16 protein-coding genes are annotated in these 17,830 nt (G+C 69.1%); 5 read left to right on the forward strand and 11 right to left on the reverse strand.

The window, feature by feature from the left end; genetic code table 11:
- Positions 1-57: 57 nt before the first annotated feature.
- Positions 58-1,005 (forward strand): 1-phosphofructokinase family hexose kinase, encoded by a 948-nt coding sequence (locus tag B2585_RS10970; protein ID WP_292022973.1) that lies wholly within the window; start codon positions 58-60, stop codon positions 1,003-1,005.
- 85 nt (positions 1,006-1,090) lie between these two features.
- Positions 1,091-1,399 carry a hypothetical protein gene (locus B2585_RS10975; protein ID WP_292022974.1) on the forward strand — a complete coding sequence of 103 codons (309 nt, stop codon included), beginning with the start codon at positions 1,091-1,093 and terminating at the stop codon, positions 1,397-1,399.
- On the opposite strand, the gene B2585_RS10980 is transcribed toward B2585_RS10975, so the two are convergent.
- Positions 1,396-1,845 (reverse strand): low molecular weight protein-tyrosine-phosphatase, encoded by a 450-nt coding sequence (locus tag B2585_RS10980; protein ID WP_292022976.1) that lies wholly within the window; start codon positions 1,843-1,845, stop codon positions 1,396-1,398. The genes B2585_RS10975 and B2585_RS10980 overlap by 4 nt on opposite strands.
- A 100-nt stretch (positions 1,846-1,945) precedes the next feature.
- The gene (gene katG, locus B2585_RS10985; protein WP_292022979.1) at positions 1,946-4,138 is read right to left on the reverse strand and encodes a catalase/peroxidase HPI; all 2,193 of its coding nucleotides are present in this window, start codon (positions 4,136-4,138) and stop codon (positions 1,946-1,948) included.
- A gap of 182 nt (positions 4,139-4,320) precedes the next feature.
- Between katG and B2585_RS10990 the strand changes: the two genes are divergently transcribed.
- Positions 4,321-5,229 (forward strand): hydrogen peroxide-inducible genes activator, encoded by a 909-nt coding sequence (locus tag B2585_RS10990; RefSeq protein ID WP_292022981.1) that lies wholly within the window; start codon positions 4,321-4,323, stop codon positions 5,227-5,229.
- A gap of 54 nt (positions 5,230-5,283) precedes the next feature.
- The gene (locus B2585_RS10995) at positions 5,284-6,672 is read left to right on the forward strand and encodes a phosphomannomutase (RefSeq protein WP_292022984.1); all 1,389 of its coding nucleotides are present in this window, start codon (positions 5,284-5,286) and stop codon (positions 6,670-6,672) included.
- A gap of 4 nt (positions 6,673-6,676) precedes the next feature.
- Here B2585_RS10995 and B2585_RS11000 read toward each other — a convergent pair whose 3' ends face one another.
- Positions 6,677-8,449 carry a GMC oxidoreductase gene (locus tag B2585_RS11000; RefSeq protein ID WP_292022986.1) on the reverse strand — a complete coding sequence of 591 codons (1,773 nt, stop codon included), beginning with the start codon at positions 8,447-8,449 and terminating at the stop codon, positions 6,677-6,679.
- Positions 8,450-8,586: 137 nt separating this feature from the next.
- Between B2585_RS11000 and B2585_RS11005 the strand changes: the two genes are divergently transcribed.
- A complete protein-coding gene (locus tag B2585_RS11005) occupies positions 8,587-9,720 on the forward strand; it encodes a DegT/DnrJ/EryC1/StrS family aminotransferase (RefSeq protein ID WP_292022988.1) in 1,134 nt (377 codons plus the stop codon).
- 7 nt (positions 9,721-9,727) lie between these two features.
- Here B2585_RS11005 and B2585_RS11010 read toward each other — a convergent pair whose 3' ends face one another.
- Genes B2585_RS11010 through cpaB form a run of 8 tightly spaced genes read right to left on the reverse strand, consistent with a single transcriptional unit; the run spans position 9,728 to position 17,784 of the window.
- Positions 9,728-10,720 (reverse strand): type II secretion system F family protein, encoded by a 993-nt coding sequence (locus B2585_RS11010; protein WP_292022991.1) that lies wholly within the window; start codon positions 10,718-10,720, stop codon positions 9,728-9,730.
- 9 nt (positions 10,721-10,729) lie between these two features.
- Positions 10,730-11,683: a type II secretion system F family protein gene (locus tag B2585_RS11015; protein ID WP_292022993.1), complete on the reverse strand. Its 954-nt coding sequence runs from the start codon at positions 11,681-11,683 to the stop codon at positions 10,730-10,732.
- Complete coding sequence (locus tag B2585_RS11020) at positions 11,683-13,095, reverse strand: CpaF family protein (protein WP_292022995.1); 1,413 nt, start codon at positions 13,093-13,095, stop codon at positions 11,683-11,685. The genes B2585_RS11015 and B2585_RS11020 overlap by 1 nt, the downstream gene beginning before the upstream one ends.
- Before the next feature lies 1 nt (position 13,096).
- On the reverse strand, positions 13,097-14,362 hold the full coding sequence (locus B2585_RS11025; RefSeq protein WP_292022997.1) for an AAA family ATPase: 1,266 nt from the start codon (positions 14,360-14,362) through the stop codon (positions 13,097-13,099).
- Positions 14,359-14,994, reverse strand: a complete 636-nt coding sequence (locus tag B2585_RS11030; RefSeq protein WP_292022999.1) for a TadE/TadG family type IV pilus assembly protein — start codon at positions 14,992-14,994, stop codon at positions 14,359-14,361. The genes B2585_RS11025 and B2585_RS11030 overlap by 4 nt, the downstream gene beginning before the upstream one ends.
- A complete protein-coding gene (locus B2585_RS11035) occupies positions 14,991-15,485 on the reverse strand; it encodes a TadE/TadG family type IV pilus assembly protein (RefSeq protein WP_292023002.1) in 495 nt (164 codons plus the stop codon). Before B2585_RS11035 ends, B2585_RS11030 begins: the two co-directional genes overlap by 4 nt.
- Positions 15,485-16,960 carry a pilus assembly protein TadG-related protein gene (locus B2585_RS11040; protein ID WP_292023004.1) on the reverse strand — a complete coding sequence of 492 codons (1,476 nt, stop codon included), beginning with the start codon at positions 16,958-16,960 and terminating at the stop codon, positions 15,485-15,487. The genes B2585_RS11035 and B2585_RS11040 overlap by 1 nt, the downstream gene beginning before the upstream one ends.
- Complete coding sequence (gene cpaB, locus B2585_RS11045; RefSeq protein ID WP_292023006.1) at positions 16,957-17,784, reverse strand: Flp pilus assembly protein CpaB; 828 nt, start codon at positions 17,782-17,784, stop codon at positions 16,957-16,959. The genes B2585_RS11040 and cpaB overlap by 4 nt, the downstream gene beginning before the upstream one ends.
- Between the last annotated feature and the right edge of the window lie 46 nt (positions 17,785-17,830).

The raw sequence follows: 17,830 nt of genomic DNA on the forward strand, positions 1-17,830 counted from the left end.
GTGACGATTGCGCGAAACCTTGGTGACACCCTTGCGGACGGCGGGTAGCGTCGGGCCATGACAGGCATTCTCACCGTCACGCTGAACCCGGCGCTCGACGTCTCAACCTCGGTCGATCACCTGCGCGCGGGCGACAAGTTGCGCTGCGCCGTGCCCTCGCTGGACACCGGCGGCGGCGGGGTGAACGTGGCGCGGGCCATCGGCGAGCTGGGCGGCCGGGCGACCGCCTTCGTCACGCTGGCGGGGCATACCGGGGCGCAGTTTCGTGACCTGCTGGAACAGGAACCTCTCGTCCCGCTCGTCTTCGACATTCCCGGCGACACGCGGCAGTCGCTGGCGGTGACGGACGCCTCGGACGGCAAACAATACCGCTTCGTCATGCCCGGCCCGCTCTGGAGCGACGAGATCGCGCGGGAGGTTCTGGCGGCCATTGCCGAGGCCGCGCCCGCGGACGGGCTGGTCGTTTTGTCAGGCAGCCAGCCGCCGGGGGTGGCGGACGACTTTCCCGCCGAGCTGGCCGCCGCGGTGGTTGCACGCGGCGCGCGGCTGGTGCTGGACACCTCAGGCCCGCCCCTGCGCGCGCTTCTCACGGCCGGGCGCGCGGGGCATGATGTCCTGCGGCTCGACGGGGCGGAAAGCGCGGAGCTGGCGGGGCGCAGCCTCGACAGCCAGGCGGACGTGGCGGCTTTCGCGCAGTCGCTGGTGGCGGACGGGGTGGCGGCGATCGTCGTGCTCGCGCTTGGTCCGGGCGGCTCGGTTCTGGCCACCCGCGCGGGGCGCTGGCACTGCAACACGATCGACGTGCCGGTGAAATCAAAGGTCGGCGCGGGCGACAGCTTTGTGGGGGCCTTCACGCTGGCCCTGTCGCGGGGTGCCGCGCCCGAGGCTGCGCTGGTGCAGGGTTGCGCCGCCGCCTCCGCCGCCGTGATGACGGATGCCACCGCGCTGTGCCGCCGCGAGGACGTGGAGGCGCTGGCCAAGAGCGCGGTCCTGACGCCCCTGTGACAGTCTGCCGGTTTTCCGGCGTCCGCAACCGTGCTACATTCCGTGCCCATTGGACATGTTCGTTTCGACAGTCAGGGATCGACACATGAAACAGATCTTTCTCGGCGCCGCCGTCGCCGTCACCCTGCCTTTGGCCGGACCCGCGCAGGGCGCGGGGATCATCGAAGGCGCCTGTATGAAGTCAGACCGCTCTGCCGCAACGGCCGCGCTGTGCAACTGCATCCAGGGCGTGGCCGATCAGATCCTGGCCCCGCATGAACAGCGCAAGGGCGCGGCCTTTTTCGCAGACCCGCACAAGAGCCAGGAAACCCGGCAGAGCGGGAACGACAACGATTGGGCCTTCTGGCTCAAGTGGAAGGATTACGGGGACATCGCGGCCAAAGCCTGCGGTTAGGTTTCCGCAAGCAGACCCTTGGCGCAGGCTTCCACGAGGTCGAGCGTCTCGTCGAAATCGCGGGTGTAGTAAGGGTCCGGGACGTGGTCCATGCCGGTGTCGGGCGCGTAGTCCGTGAACAGGCGCGCGGGCGTGTCGTTGCCCGGCGGGCGCATCGCCTCAACCTCGCGCAGGTTTTCGCGGTCCATCGCGAGGATAAGGTCGAAGGTGTCGAAATCCGCCCGGTCGAATTGCCGCGCGCGTTGGCGCGAGAGGTCGTAGTCCCGCGCCCGTGCCGCCGCCTGCATCGCATCATAGGGCGGATCGCCCACATGCCAGCCTGAGGTGCCGGCGCTGTCGAGGGCAAGCTCCATCCCTGCCGCCTGCGCCATGTGGCGCGTCACGCCTTCGGCGGTGGGGGAGCGGCAGATGTTTCCGAGACAGACGAAAAGGATGCGCTTGGTCATGGCGGCAGACTAGCCCGGTGGGGTCTGTGTGCAAGGCCCCTGCCCCACGCAAAACGGCGGCCCCGGAGGGCCGCCGCCTGTGCTGTCGGTCCGGTGAGGATCAGGCCACGTCGAAGCGGTCCGCGTCCATCACCTTGACCCAGGCCTTCACGAAGTCCGCCGCGAACTTCTCTTTCGAGTCGTTCTGGCCATAGACCTCGGCAATCGCCCTGAGTTGCGAGTTGGAGCCGAAGACGAGGTCGCAGCGCGTGCCGGTCCACCGGGTCGCGCCCGTCTTGCGATCCTTCGCCTCGAAGGTCGTCTCGCCCTCGTCCAGCGCCGACCACTTGTTCGCCATGTCGAGCAGGTTCACGAAGTAGTCGTTGGACAGAACGCCCGGCTTGTCGGTCAGAACGCCATGCTGCGCCCCGCCGTGGTTCGCGCCGAGCACCCGAAGGCCACCCACGAGCGCCGTCATTTCCGGCGCGTTCAGGGTGAGGAGCTGGGCCCGGTCCACCATGAGCGCTTCGGCCGGAACGGCATAGGTCGCTTTCTCGTAGTTGCGGAACCCGTCGGTCATCGGTTCGAGCGGCTCGAAGCCTTCGACATCCGTCTGCTCCGCCGTGGCATCCATGCGGCCCGGCGTGAAGGGCACGGAGAGGTCCATGCCGCCATCCTTGGCCGCCTTCTCGATCCCGGCGGAGCCGCCGAGGACGATGAGGTCGGCGAGCGACACCTTCTTGCCGCCCGACGCGGAGGCGTTGAAGTCGGACTGGATGCCTTCGTAGACGCCCAGAACGCGGGTCAACTCGGCCGGTTCGTTCACGTCCCAGTCCTTCTGCGGTGCCAGACGGATGCGGGCACCGTTGGCCCCGCCCCGCTTATCCGAACCCCGGAAGGTCGAGGCCGAGGCCCATGCGGTTTTCACCATGTCCGACACGGAGAGCCCGGAGTCGAGGATCTTGGCCTTGAGCGCGTCGATGTCGGCGCTGTCGACCAGCGGATGATCGACCGCCGGGATCGGGTCCTGCCACAGCAGGTCTTCGTCCGGCACTTCCGGCCCGAGGTAGAGCGACTTCGGCCCCATGTCGCGGTGGGTAAGTTTGAACCACGCGCGGGCGAAGGCGTCGGCGAACTGGTCCGGGTTTTCATAGAAGCGGCGCGAGATCTTCTCATACGCCGGGTCCATGCGCAGCGACAGGTCTGTGACGAGCATGGTCGGCTTGTGTTTCTTGTTCGGGTCGAACGGGTCCGGGATGATCTCCGGCGCGTCCTTGGCCACGAACTGCTTCGCGCCCGCCGGGCTTTCGGTCAGCTCGTACTCGTATTCGAACAGGTTCTCGAAGAAGTTGTTCGACCACTGCGTCGGCGTCTTGGTCCAGGTGACTTCCGGGCCGCCGGTGATGGCGTCGGGGCCCATGCCGGTGCCGTGGGTCGAGGTCCAGCCAAAGCCCATTTCGGCCATGCCCGCCGCCTCGGGCTCGGCGCCCACGAGGGCCGCGTCGCCCGCGCCGTGCGTCTTGCCGAAGGTGTGGCCACCGGCGATCAGCGCGACCGTTTCCTCGTCGTTCATTGCCATGCGCGCGAAGGTTTCGCGGATGTCATGCGCGGCCTTGACCGGGTCCGGCTCGCCCTCGGGCCCTTCGGGGTTCACATAGATGAGGCCCATGTGCGTCGCGGCCAGCGGGTTGTCGAGGTCACGATCGCCCGAAATCCGCTTGTCGGTGCCGAGCCAGGTGTCTTCGGCGCCCCAGTTCACGTCCTCTTCCGGCTCCCACACATCCGCGCGGCCACCGGCAAAACCGAAGGTCTTGAAGCCCATCGACTCCAGCGCGACGTTGCCTGCGAGCACGAGCAGGTCGGACCACGAAATCGCGTTGCCGTACTTCTGCTTGATCGGCCAGAGCAGGCGGCGGGCCTTGTCGAGGTTGGCGTTGTCGGGCCAGGAGTTCAGCGGCGCGAAGCGTTGCTGACCGGCGCCCGCGCCACCACGGCCGTCACCGACACGGTAGGTGCCCGCAGCGTGCCAAGCCATGCGCACCATCAGGCCGCCGTAGTGGCCGAAGTCGGCGGGCCACCAGTCCTGGCTGTCGGTCATCAGCGCGGTGAGGTCTTTTTTCAGGCCCTCGTAGTCGAGCGACTTGAACGCCTCGGCGTAATCGAAATCCTCGCCCATCGGGTCGGGGGATTTCCCGTGCTGGTGCAGGATCTTGAAGTTGAGCTGGTTCGGCCACCAATGGCGGTTGGTGATCGCGTCCTGCGTGACGGCGGCGCCGCCCACGAAGGGGCATTTGGCTGCGTTGGATCCGTCCATGAGTCTCTCCCTTTGACTATCATTCGTCTTGTTTCGCGGAGGTGCTGCGCGCGTTCGGCCTGCGCGGCTGAGGGACACCCGACTCGGTCCGGTGCCCATCCTCCTCTTTCCTAGAATCGTTCTAGCACCGTGCGACCATATGTTTAAGTTGCGTTTTCTGATTGGAGCGATAATTTCCCGTTATGACGAATATCACCCTGAAACAGCTGCGCTACTTCGATGCGCTCGCCCGGCACGGCCATTTCGGCCGCGCAGCGGAGGCCTGTGCGATCTCGCAGCCCGCGATCTCGATGCGGGTCAAGGAACTGGAGGAGGAACTGGGGACGCCACTGGTCGAACGCGGGGCGCGGCAGGTGCGGCTCACGGCGTTCGGCGAGGATTTCGTGCGGCAGGCGCGCGATATCCTGCGGTCGGTGGACGAGTTGGCCGACCTCGCCCGCGCCTCGCAGGGGCAGCTTGTCGGGCGGCTCAGGATCGGCGTGATCCCGACCATCGCGCCCTATCTCCTGCCCGCCATCATCGGGCGGCTCTCGCATGAACATGCGGGGCTCGACATCCATGTGCGCGAAACGCTGACTTCCAAGCTGGTGACGGAGTTGCAGGAGGGGCGGCTGGATACGGCCATCGTGGCGCTGCCGGTGTCGGAGCCGACGCTGACCGAGGTGGCGCTTTTCGACGAGGATTTCGTGCTGGTGCGCCCGGCGGCGGATGCGGGCCGCCCGGTGCCCGACAGCGACGGGCTGCGCGAGATGCGGCTCCTGCTGCTCGAAGAGGGGCACTGTTTCCGCGATCAGGCGCTGTCGTTTTGCAACCTGCGCTCGGCGCTGCCGCGCGAGACGCTGGACGGGAGCAGCCTGTCGACGCTGGTTCAGATGGTGGGCTCCGGCATCGGCGTGACACTGATACCCGAGATGGCGGTGGGGGTGGAGACGCGGGCGACGGACGTGTCGCTCGACCGGTTTCCCGAGCCGCAGCCGAAGCGGACCGTCGGGATGATCTGGCGTAAGTCGAGCCCGCTGGCGGGCCAGTTGCGCGAGATTTCGGCCATCGTGCAAGACGCGGCGCGGGCGGTGCGCGAGAAGGCGGCTTGACCCTGCGGGGGTCGCACCGGACAAAGGGCGCGATCCACTGAGGCGAGGCAGGACATGGCACCGAAATTCGGAACGAGCGGTTTGCGTGGGTTGGTGACGGAGCTGACCGACGCGCTGGTGGCGGACTACACCCGCGCCTTCCTCGCCGCCTGCCCGCATAACGGCACGATCCATCTTGGCTGGGACCTGCGCGACAGTTCTCCGCGCATCGCCGACGCCGTGGCCGGGGCCGCCAAGGGCGAGGGCGTGAACGTGGTGCCGGTGGGCGAAGTTCCGACACCCGCGCTGGCACTGGCCGCAATGGCGGGGGAGACGGCGGCGATCATGGTCACCGGGAGCCACATTCCGGCGGATCGAAACGGGCTCAAGTTCTACGTTCCCACGGGCGAGATCACCAAGGGCGACGAGGGTCGCATCACGGCGGCGCTCGGGCGCGAGGCCAAGGGGCTCGACGCCGCCGAGGAGCCCCGGCTCGACCTGCCGGACCTGTATGCGGCGCGCTATGTCAAAGCCTTCGGGCCGGCCGCGCTCGCGGGTCTGCGGGTCGGGGTCTATGAACATTCCTCGGTGGCACGCGACATCCTGACCCGGCTCGTGACCGCTCTGGGGGGCGAGGCGGTGCCGCTCGCCCGGTCGGACAGCTTCGTTCCGGTCGATACCGAGGCGGTGGACGCCGACACGCGCGAGATGTTCGCGGGCTGGTGCGCCGAACACGGGTTGTCGGCGCTCATATCGACCGATGGGGATGCCGACCGCCCGATGGTGACGGACGACACGGGGCGGATCGTGCCGGGTGATGTGTTGGGCCCGCTGACGGCGGAGATGCTGGGGGCGCAGGTGATCGTGACGCCGGTCTCGTCGAACACCGCCGTGAGCCGGATGGGGTTCGGGCGCGTGGACCTCACCCGCATCGGCTCCCCCTTCGTGATCGCGGGAATGGAGGCGGTGCGCGCGGCCGATCCGGCGGCGCAGGTCGTGGGATACGAGGCGAACGGCGGGTTCCTGCTGGGCTTCGAGGCGGCGGGACCGGCCGGCCCCCTGCCCCCGCTGATGACGCGCGACAGCGTCCTTCCCATCGTGGCGCCGCTGGCGCGCGCGGTGGCGGAGGGCACGTCCCTGTCAGAGCTGGTCGCCACCCTGCCCGCCCGCTTCACGGCGGCGGACCGGCTGACGGGGATCGAGAGCGCGGCCTCGGGCGCGTTCATCGAGGCGATGACGGAGGATCCGGCCCGCCGCGCTGCGTTCTTCGACACGGGCAGCGACGAGACCGCGATGGACACGACCGACGGGCTGCGCGTCACCTTCGCGGGCGGCGAGGTCGTGCATCTGCGGCCCTCGGGCAACGCGCCCGAGTTCCGGTGCTACACCGAGGCCGACAGCCCCGAGCGCGCGCAGGCGTTGCTGGAGCGCCACCTCGCGGCCCTGCGCGGCGCGCTCGGCTGACAGGCTACGGACCAGGCAATCGCCCGCTGGCGAGCCGGTCGCCGATGTGATCGCCCAACCGCAGGGCCAGCGCGAGCATCATCAGCGTCGGGTTCGCGTGGCCGCTGGTGGGCAGGACGGAGCCGCCCGCGACGAAGAGCCCTTCGACCCCGAACACCTGACACTCCGCATCCACAACGCCCTGCGCGGGGCTCGCGGCCATGCGGGTCGTGCCGAGGCTGTGGCCCATGTCGATCACCCGCGCCGATGCCGGATCGCGCGCGGCCACCCAATCGACCGGCTCGGGCGCCTCAAGGCCCGCCTTGGCGAAGGACGCGCTCACCAGTTCGCCCATGGCGAGGAGGTTGCGCCGCGCGGCCTCACCCGCCTGCCACCGCACGACCGGCACCGGCATGCCCAGCGCATCGCGGGCCGGTCCCAGCGTCACGCGGTTGGCCGGGTCCGGGGGTTGTTCGCTGATCGCCTCGACGCGCAGGCCCGTGAACTTGTGCGGCAGGCGGCCATAACGCACCTGCGTGGCGACGGTGTTGGGAAACAGGCGGATCGCCGTTTCGACGATGGGCCGGCTGATCGCCTGCGGCAGGCGTCCGCTGTCGAGCAGTTTGACCGCCGAGCCCTGCGCGATGCGCAGCGGGCTTTTGGCCGCAGTGACGAGATCCGCCGAGACCGACCTGCTGCGCCCCTTGAGAAGGCGGGAGATCGCCGCAAAGGGATCGTCGGGCGCGCGTTCCTCGGTCATGAAGATCGCGCCGTTGAGGAGCTTCTCGCGCCGCTGATGGTCCTCGGTCAGCGCGAGGCCGTGCTGGTAGAGATGCGCCATGCCGCCCGCGCGATGGCTGAAAAAGCCGAACCGGGCCGCCATCTGCCCCGCCGCGCGGGCGTCGAACCGGGCCACCGGGGCGGTCGGATGGTCCATCAGGTGCCGGCCGACCTGATCGTGGTCGTTGCCGACCCCGGCGGGCGCCACGTCGTTCGACTGGAGCAGGAGGCGCGGGTTCTCGATCGCGGAGGCGGCGAGGACGACGGCGCGGGCGGTCAGGCTGGCGCGGCGGCCCGTGAGGCTTGCCACCTCGACCCGCTCGACGGTGCGGGCGTTGTGGGCGAGCGCGAGCTTCGTGACCGTCGCGTTCACGATAAGCCGCACGTTGGGTGGCGGGTCGGCGAGGAAATCGGCCCCGAAGCGCATGATCTCGGACGGGTTGCGGGACGATCGGGCGAATTGCCAGAACATCGACCGAAAGGCCGCCGGGTCCGGCATTTTGCGCGGGGCGTCGCGGCCCAGAACCGGCCAGAGGTCCGGCCCGTAGTGGGCGGGCCCCAGACATAGCAGCGCCTCGGCCCGCGTGACGAAAGGCGCGAGCGTGTCCGCGTCCACCGGCCAGCCCGAGAGCGGCACCCAATCGCGCGGCGCGTAGTCGACCGGATCGAAAGGCGCGGATTTGCCCGCCCAGGCCTGCGTCGCGCCGCCGAGCCCGCGCAGGCGCAGGCCGTAAGGCTGCGCCTCGGGGTCCCAGTCGCGCGCAAGGGTGCCGTGATGAGCGGCGCGATAGAGCCGCGCGGCGTCGCCCATGTCATCGTCTTCGATCTCGACCCGGTTCAGCGCCTCATGCGCCGGGTCGGGATCGACCCCGCCGCTTTCCAGCACGACCACGTCGAACCCACGGGTGCCGAGCGTGCGGGCGAGCGTCAGGCCACAGGCCCCGCCGCCAACGATCACAACGTCCGCCGTGATCTGCGTGCCGTCCGGCAGGGTGTCGAGCGACTCCGGCGTCATCATTTCCTTGTTGCCAACAAATTATGGGCCAAAAGTACATATATCGGTTTGACACAAGCACGTCTCGCGCGGTCTGAACAGGAACCGTTGCGGGTGGGCGACGGATCGGTGCAGGCCGGCAACATGGGAGCCGTGAACAGGTGGCGCGCGTTGGGTTGAGAGAATGGCTGGCCGTGGGCCGGGTGATCGCTGCGGGCGATTTGTTGCGCAATTCCGGGCCGTTGCAGGAAGTGGCCCGGTTCGAGCGCGCGCTGTGCGATGAAACCGGCGCGACCCATGCGCTTGCTGTGACGAGCGGCACATCGGCGCTGGTCTGTGCCTTGCAGGCCGCGGGGATCGGACCGGGGGACGAGGTGCTCGTCCCGGCCTATACATGGATGGCGACGGTCGCCGCGCCGCTCCTCGTCGGCGCCGTGCCGGTGCTGGTGGAAGTGGACGAGACGCTGGCGATGGACCCCGATGACCTTGCCGCCAAGATCACGCCGCGCAGCCGCGCGGTGATCCCGGTCCACATGCTCAACCGCCCTTGCGACATGGACCGGATCATGTCCGTGGCCGGGGCGCACGGGCTCGTGGTGATCGAGGATTCCTGTCAGGCGGTCGGGGTGCGCTACAAGGGCCGCGCCTGCGGGACGATCGGCCAGGCCGGAGCGTTTTCCTTCAACCAATACAAGAACATGACGGTGGGCGAAGGCGGCGCGGTCCTGACCAGCGACCCGGACATCCACGCCCGTGCCTTCAACGCGCATGACATGGGCTGGGCCTATCGCGGGGCCGGTGCGCCGGAACCGCGCGGGCCGATGTTCGTGGGCGGGAATTACCGGATCAGCGAGATTCAGGGCGCGATCCTGCGCGTGCAGCTGCGCCGGTTGCGCCGGTCGCTGTCGCGCGTCGGCAAACGGCTCGCCATTATCCGCGATGTGCTGGAGCGCGCCGGTCTTTCGGTCGCGCCGCATAACGACCCGGACGAGGTTCTGGGGCTTGTCGTCACCTTCGACACCGAGGCGGAGGCGCGTGCTTTCGCGCGCCATCGCGGCGTGCATCACCTGTTCGACAATTCCAAGCATATCTATACCGAGTGGACCCCGATCCTTGACGGTCGCACCTTCCACCCTGGGTTCGACCCCTGGACCTGGGCCGGGCGCAATGCGCCGGTGTCGGCGGAGGATTGTCCGAAAACGCTCGACCGGCTGCGGCGCAGTTGCCGGATCGACCCGATGGCGCGTCTGCCGCTGTTCGCCGTGCGCCTGCTCGCCCGCCGCATGACGGCCTGAGCCGCGCTCATTCCCCGAAGACCGAGAGATAGCGCAGAACGGTCGGCCCGAGCGTGATGAGAAAGAGCGCGGGCAGCATCATGATCGACATGACGCCCGACATCTGCACCGGCAGGCGGTTGGCCTTTTCCATCGCCTTCATCTCCCGCGCCTCGCGCATTTCGGCGGCATAGGCGTTGAGCGCGCGGGCGATCGAGGTGCCGTAATCCATCGACTGGCCCACGACCTGCGTGAAGGCCGTGACCTCCTCCACCCCCATGCGTTCGGCCATGTCCGCCATCGCCTGTTTGCGGTCGCGGCTGGCGAGGATCTCGGCCTGACAGAGCAGGAATTCCTCGGAAATCGCGGGGCTGACCGTGTCGAGGCTCTGTCCCACGCGGGTCATGGCGGCGTCGAAGCCCATGCCCGCCTCGGTCGAAATCTGGAGCAGGTCGAGCGCGTTGGGAAAGCCTGCTTCGATCTCGCCCTGCCGGCGTTTGATCTTGCGCTTGAGCCAGAGGGTCGGGGTCCAGAAGCCGATGGCGGTGGAAATCGCAACGATGCGGGAGGCGGCGATGAAACCGAGCCCGCCGACCCAGCTGTCGATGACGAGCGGCAGGCCAAGGGTGCGGTCGAGCGCGACGAGCAGCACCGCGATCACCGGCGCGGCGGTGGCGAGGATCAGGCGCAACACGAAGAAGTTGCGCAGCACATTGGGCCCGTCGAAGCCCGCGCGGCGCAGCTGGTCACGGATCTGGGTGCGTTCGGCGCGTTCCTCGGGCAAGAGCGCCTTTAGCATCCCCTCCGGCACCCGGTCGGGGGTCTTGAGCAGGTCGCGCCGTTTCGCAGCCCGCCCGTAGGTGGCCGAGGCGGCGCGCATCCGCTCGGCCGCCGGGTCGCGCATCGCGACGGTGGTGTAGAGCGCGAGCAGGACGAGGCCCAGCGCCATCCCCATCATCACCAGCAGGAGCACCGGGGAGTTGAGCAGCATCGTCAGGTCGGAGGCGAAATCACCGGGCATATCAGGTCCTCACACGCGGAAGGTCACGAGTTTGCGCAGCAGGAGACCGTTGCCGATCACCAGCCCCGCGATGGTGAAGCAAAGCGGCCAGAACATCGGATCGTCGCGCACGGACGCGTAATAGTCGGGCGCGGTCAGCACGGTCCCCAGATACATGACGAAGGGCATGGCCGAGAGAATAAACGCTGTGATGCGCCCCTCGGAGCTGACGGCCGCCACCCGCCGCCGCATGGCAAAGCGCATCCGGATCACGCGGGCCAGCGTTTCGAGCATCGCGCCGAGGTTGCCGCCGGTCGCGTGCTGGATCTGCACGGCGGCGGCGAGGTAGTGGAAATCCTCGATGTCGATGCGGGCGGCCATGTCGTCGACCGCGTCCGTGAGGCTGTCACCATAGGCCACCTGATCGGCGAGCAGGCGGAACTCGTCCGCGATAGGCGCGGGCAAGGTGCGCGAGACATTCTGGATCGTGACGTTGAGCGGATGGCCCACGGACAGGCCGCGTTTCATCAGGTCGAGCGCCTCGGGCAGTTGTTTCGTCAGCGCCTCGGCCCGTTTTCGCCCGGCCATACCGATCACGACGCCGGGGAGGAGAACCCCCACACCGGCAGCGGCGGCGAAGGCCAGAAGCGGTCCGGTCACGCCCTGCATCACCACGAAAAGCACCGAGGTCACAAGGGCCGAGAGCATCAGGAGCACGCGGGGGGCGAGGCTCATCCCGGCCTGCCGCATCCGGACGGGCAGGACGCGCAGAAGTGGCAGCGCCTCCAGCCCCGATGTTTCGCTCCGTTTGCGCAGACGTTCGGCACCGCCTTCGCTTCGGTCCGCCTGCATCCGGCGCATCCGGTCGAGCCGCGCCTGCCCGGCCCCGCCGGGGCGCAACGCCTGCCAGATCGCGAGGCCAACGAGCATCAGCGCCAGCGCGGCAAGGCCCACAAGGAGCGCGGGGGTTGTGAGGCCCGCCATCACACCGGCTCCGCAGCGGTAAAGACCCCGACGGGGAGCGGGTAGCCCGCGGCCTCGATCGCCTCGACGCAGCGCGGGCGCACGCCGGTCGGGCCGAAACGCCCGATGACATTGCCGTCGGCGTCGCGGCCCGACTGGCGGAAGGCAAAGATCTCCTGCATCAGGATCGTGTCGCCCTCCATCCCGTAGACCTCGGAAATCCCCGTCACCCGGCGCGAGCCGTCCGACAGGCGGTTGAGTTGCAGGACGAGGTGGATGCCTGCCGACACCTGATGGCGCACGGCGGAAAGCGGGAAATCGTTGCCGATCATCACCACCATCTGTTCCAGCCGGCTGATCGCGTCGCGCGCGGTGTTGGCGTGGATGGTGGTCATCGACCCGTCATGGCCCGTGTTCATCGCCTGCAGCATGTCGAACGCCTCGGACCCGCGCACCTCGCCGATGACGATACGGTCGGGGCGCATCCGGAGCGCGTTCCTGACGAGGAGCCGCTGGCTTACCTCGCCCGCGCCCTCCACGTTGGCGGGCCGGGTTTCGAGCCGCACGACATGCTCCTGCTGAAGCTGAAGCTCGGCGGCATCCTCGATCGTCACGATCCGCTGGCGCAGGTCGATGTGGGAGGAGAGGGCGTTGAGCATCGTCGTCTTGCCCGACCCCGTGCCGCCGGAAATCAGGATGTTCATCCGTGCGCCCACGGCGGCGCGCAGGAAATCGGCGGCGGTGCGGCTGAGCGCGCCGAACTCCACCAGCTTGTCCATCGTGAGCTTGTCGGCCGAGAACTTGCGGATCGACAGCGACGGGCCGTCGATGGCGCAGGGCCGGATGATCGCGTTCACGCGTGACCCGTCCGGCAGGCGCGCATCGACCCAGGGCTGGCTCTCGTCGATCCGGCGGCCCACGCGGCTCACGATCTTGTCGATGATGCGCAGGAGGTGCTTTTCGTCGCGAAACGTCGTGGGCGCACGTTCGAGAAGGCCGCGGCGTTCGACGAAGACATGGTCGTGCCCGTTCACGAGGATGTCGGACACGGTGTCGTCGGCCAAAAGCGGCTCAAGCGGGCCGAGGCCGATCACCTCGTCGATCAATTCGCCCACCAGACGTTTGAAGCTGTCCGAGCCCATCTGGATCTGGCGGTCGTTCAGATGGGTGACGACGAGGGCCGAGATCGCGCGGCGCAGCTCCTTGGCGTCGGCTTCCTCGATGAGGGCGAGGTTGACCTCTTCGAGGATGACCTCGTGCAGGCGGTGCTTGAGGTCGAACCAGTCCGCCGCCTCACCCGCCGAAGAATGGGCGACCGGGGCGGGGTCAGGCAGGGGCACGACGTTGGCCGGCGCGGGTGCTGCGGGCACCGGGGCAGGTTGCGGCGCAGGGGCCGGGCTTCGCCGGCTCCGGAAGTCGTTGAAGATCGGCATGTCAGGCCCTCCGGCGGCTGGTGTTGGCGAAATCGGCGCGGACCGCTTCCGTGAGTGGCCCCATCGCGCGCACGACGGCGGAGCGCGGCGCGGCGAGGGCGAGCGGCTGACCGTGGTCGCGGGCACGCCCCGCGGCGCGGTCGTCGCGGGGGAGCCATGTGGCGAGGGGCTGGCCAAGGAAATGCTCGGCCTCGCGCAGGTGAGTGGCCCCCGGCTTTTTCTCGCGGCACATGACCACCTCGACCGGCAGCGCAGCATGGTCGTCGGTGTAGAGGTCGATCATCCGGCGGATCTGGCGCACGGTGTGGACCGAGGTGTCGCCGAGGATGAAGAAGCGGTCGGCGCGGGCGAGCACGGCATCGACCCAGTCGACCAGCGCACGGGGCAGATCGAGGATGACGTGGTCGTAAGCGGTGCGCAGGGTGTCGAGCAGGCGCGCGACCAGGTCGGGCGTCATGGCGTCGAGCGGCGCAAGGGTGACGGGCGCGGCCATCACGTCGAACCCGCCCGGACCGTAGGTCGCGAGCGCGCGGTCGAGGAAGGGCTGGTCGGGATCGGCCTGCCCCTGCAACATTTCGAGGTAGGCCCCGCCGTCTGTCATGTCGATCGAGGCCCCGAGGACGCCGTTCTGGAAATCGAGGTCGACGACCGCCACGCGCGGGGCCGGGTCGGTGGACTTACGCTCGCGGGCGGCGAGGCGCGTGGCGAGGTTCAGCGCAAAGCTCGTCGTGCCAATGCCGCCCGCAGCGCCGGCGACGGCGAGGATCATGCCGTTGTGGCCGTTACCGCCCTGAGTCGCAGGCATGTCGGGGGCATCGTCGAGTGGCGCGGCCTGTGCCATCTGCGGCTGGGTGCTGGCCAGCGGGATCACCTCGGCCACGCCAGCGTCCATCAGATTGCGCGCGGTCGCGAGGGTGAGCGCGTCACCGGTCACGCCGAGGATCTGGAGCGCGTCGCCGAAGTGGCGCTTGAGCTCGCGGATCACGGCGAGGTCGGTGTCGTCGCCGGGCCGGACTTCGAAGACCAGAAGCTCCACGCCGGCCAGATCCGCATCGGCGCGGGTCATGTAGTCGGCGAGCGAATGGGGGCGGAAATCGACGTCGAGGTTTTCGTCGCGGGCCAGGCCGCGCGCGACCATCTCGGCCACGCCCGGCGTGCCGCCCAGCATGAGGGTGCGGGTGCGGCGGGGTGACGGGGCCGCGGCTGGCGAGTCCGCCACGAGGGCGGGTGCGGGGGCGCGGCGGCTGGCGAAGGCTGGGTCGGTCATGATGCGTCTCCATCACGCAGGATTTCGGCGGGGAGCGAAGCGCTCATGCTGGGAAAGGCGAAGCCCTGCCCCACCCGTCCGTCGTCATTGGCCGACAGGAGGGTGGCGAGCGCGCCGATGGGGGTCACGAATTCAAAGCCGAGGTCGATGATCTCGACGGTGACATGCGGCGTGTAGGGGCCGCCGAGGAACCCGAGATTGTCGTCGAAGGCATAGGAAAAGCGCAGGTTCGCGGCGGTGGCATTCGTCGGCAGGAGCGCCTGGATGCGGGCATGGATCGCTTGCCCGGTCTCTCCCGCGTCCGCCGTGCAGCTGACCGGGCCGGGATCGGCGCAAAGCCCGGTCTGGGCGCGGCAGGCGGTGCCGAAGGGCACCACCTGCGCGGCCTGCGGCCCGCGCGTATTCCGGGTCGCAAGCCCCTCACAGGCGGGGCTTGCGACCACGGCAGCACGCACCGCCTGCTCGGTCGCCTTCTGGGCCATCACATAGGAAAATGCGAGGCGGCCAAAGTCGATCAGGCCGAAGGCGAGTAGAAGGAACAGGGGCATCACCAACCCCATCTCGACAAGAGCACTGCCCGCGTCGTCGCGCCAGAACCGGCGCGCGCGCGATATGAGGCGGCGGGCGTTCATGTGCCGAAAATCCTGCCGCTGTCGCGCACTACGGTGTTCGCGGTCGGAAGCTCCAGCCCTGTGAGGCGAAAGACGCGGGCGAAGGGATAGGTGATCTCGAGCGCCGCCGTGACGGTGGCGACCGGCACGACCGACTGGCGGTAGTCGCCCGCGACGCAGGCCACGCTCGCGACCACCGAGGACACGGTGATCGAGGACGGGAAGAGCGGCGTGCCGTCGGCGGCGTTGCGCACCATATCCGTCAGCGCCGGACCCCAGGCATCGAGGTCGGGAGAGGCCGAGTCGCAGATCGCCCCGTCCTGAGCGCGGGTGACGTAGCGCGTGGCATCGCGCACGCCGGCGATGGTCGCCTGGTAGGCCCAGAACGTGCGCGCCGCCTCGATCGACAGGGCAAAGAGCACGAGCATCAGCGGCAGGACGAGGCCGAACTCGGCCAGAACCGCGCCATCCTCGCGCCGGGCGAAGCGCCGGATATGGGACCGGGCGCGCATCAGTCGTACAGTCTCACGACATCGCGCAGCGCGGCGCCCGTCACGTTGTCGGCGGGCGAGGGGCCGATCTGGCCCACGATCTCGACCGCCAGACCGTCGGTGCCGTCCAGCCCGACGGGGGCCATCAGGAACAGCTCGGCATAGCCCAGCACGGGCACGTCGCGCGACCCGGCGGTGACGGCGTTCGCCCCGCAATCGACTACGGCGGCGGAGATGACGCGGCGGGCCGGGTCTTCGGACGTCTCCGGCGTGCAGGTCGGGCCGACGTCGAGGTCGAGCACATCACCAACACCGCCAAGGAGACCGCCCACGAGCCCGCCTGAGCCGGAGCCGGTGTCGCCTTCAAGCGCGGCCTCAAGCTCGGCAACGTAGAGATCGAACCGCGTCTCGGCCTCAGGATGCGGGTCGTCCCCGCCGTAGTTGGCCTCGATGTAGAGGTCGCGCCCCGTGGCCCAGTCGCCATCGCCCAGCACACCGCAGCTTCCGCCCGACTGACAATCGTCAAGCGGCAAGCCGAGGCTCGCGCCAAGCGTGGCGTTGGAACTGGTGAGACAGCTTCCCGCCGAGGGCGCGAAGGAGGACAGCACGTTGGAGGCCGCCGGGTAAAGCGCATCGCCCAAGAGGTCACCCGCCGGCCCGTCGTAGATGTCGAAGGGAATGTTGAGCGCGGCATCCAGGCTGACGGACAAAAGACTGTCGCGCACCGACACCCCGTCGTCGGCAAGGCAGACGGGCTTGTCCGCTTCGCCCGCGATCATGCAGATGTCCAGCCCGATGCCGGACAGTCCCGCGCAAACCCCGTCCAGACCGATGAGATCGGCCACGGGGTCGAGCGGCGCGATGGCTCCCGCAGCCAACTGGCCCGCGTCTGCGGCGAGGTGCAGGTCGAGCGAGCGGCCCACGTTCGCGCTGATGTCGAAGCTCGCGGACGGGGCGCAGATCATCAGCGGGGTCACGTTGCAGGCGTAGCGGGTGAACCCCGCGACCGCGTGAGCCCCCGCCGTATCGCGCCCGGCGGTGTCGCCGCCAAGCGCCGCGAAGACCGCGCCGAAGACAGGGGCGACGCCCCGGTCGTCCAGCCGAACCGAGACGAAGCGGGCAGCCTGTGGGGTGGAGGTCTGCGCGACGGCCCCCTGCGCATCCGGGCGCAGCGCGTAGAAGGCGAGCGTGATGTCGTCCGCATCGAGGGTCGCGCCGCCGTCGCCGTAGGTCTGGAGGTCGGTGATGAGCGTGGTCGCCGCGCGTTCGGCCCGCTCGATAGCGTCGGGTCCGCCGTCGAGTTCGCCGGCGGCGGCGAGGGCCACGGTATCGGCGAAACTCTGCATCTCGGATTGCGTGGCCGCGACCCGGCCGAAGTCGTAGCTCAGCGCCATGATCCCAGCGAAGATCGCGAGCATGAGCGCGAAGACGACAAGGATCGCGCCGCTTTCGTCCGCGAGCGGACGGCAGCGATTGAACGGCGGGCGGCGGGTCATTGGCTCAGAACGATCTCTTCCGAGGCGACGCCCCGGCGGACGCGAACGGTGGTCGGGTCGATGGTGGGGGCCTGCACGACGACCTCGGGTTCCGGTTCCGGTTCCGGGTCGCCCCAGACATCGCGCATGGTGATCTGGTCGGGTGCGTCGGTGCGCTCCTCGGGCCCTTCGTGGCGCAGGATGAGGCTGAGTTGCCCCGCTTCCTGCGCGAGGACGAGCCGCTGGCTGTCGCGGGGCGCGACCTCGACTGTGATGGTGCGGGCCATGCGCGCGCCGCGTGCCTCGGTGTCCTGATCGACGGCGAGGACGCGGGTGTCCTGAAGGATGACGCCGGTGCGCAGCGTGTCGCCGCGCCCTTCGGTGAGGACGATGTCCACGCGGTCACCGGGGCTGACGAAGCCGCCGACGGCGGTGTCGGCGTTGACCCGGATCGCAACGGCACGGGTGCCGGGGGCGAGCGTCGAGCCGATGGTGACCGTGGCCCCGAACTCCGAGACGTTTCGCGCGAGGATCACTTCCCCCTCGCGGATCGTCTGGGTCGCGCGGCGCGGCGCGGTGCCCTCGACCCCCAGAAGCGCCGTGGCGCTGTCATAGGCTTCGTCGGGGACGAGATCGGCGGGCCAGGTCTGCGGCACGAGGTCGTCGCGCCGGATCGCTTCACCGAACCTGATGTCGCGCGCGGCGGCGATGAGGACCACCGTTTCCGGTGTCTCGGCCACCTGCGCGACCGGCGTCTCGGTCCCCAGCACACGCTGGGCGACGACGGCGCAGCCGAGTGCAAGGGCGATGCCGCTGCTGGCAAGGAGGATGGGGGCGATACGCATGAACTGCTCTACTCGTACGGATTGAACACGTCTCCGCCTCATGGAT

Source organism: Maritimibacter sp. UBA3975, assembly GCF_002384975.1.
Lineage (GTDB): Bacteria > Pseudomonadota > Alphaproteobacteria > Rhodobacterales > Rhodobacteraceae > Maritimibacter.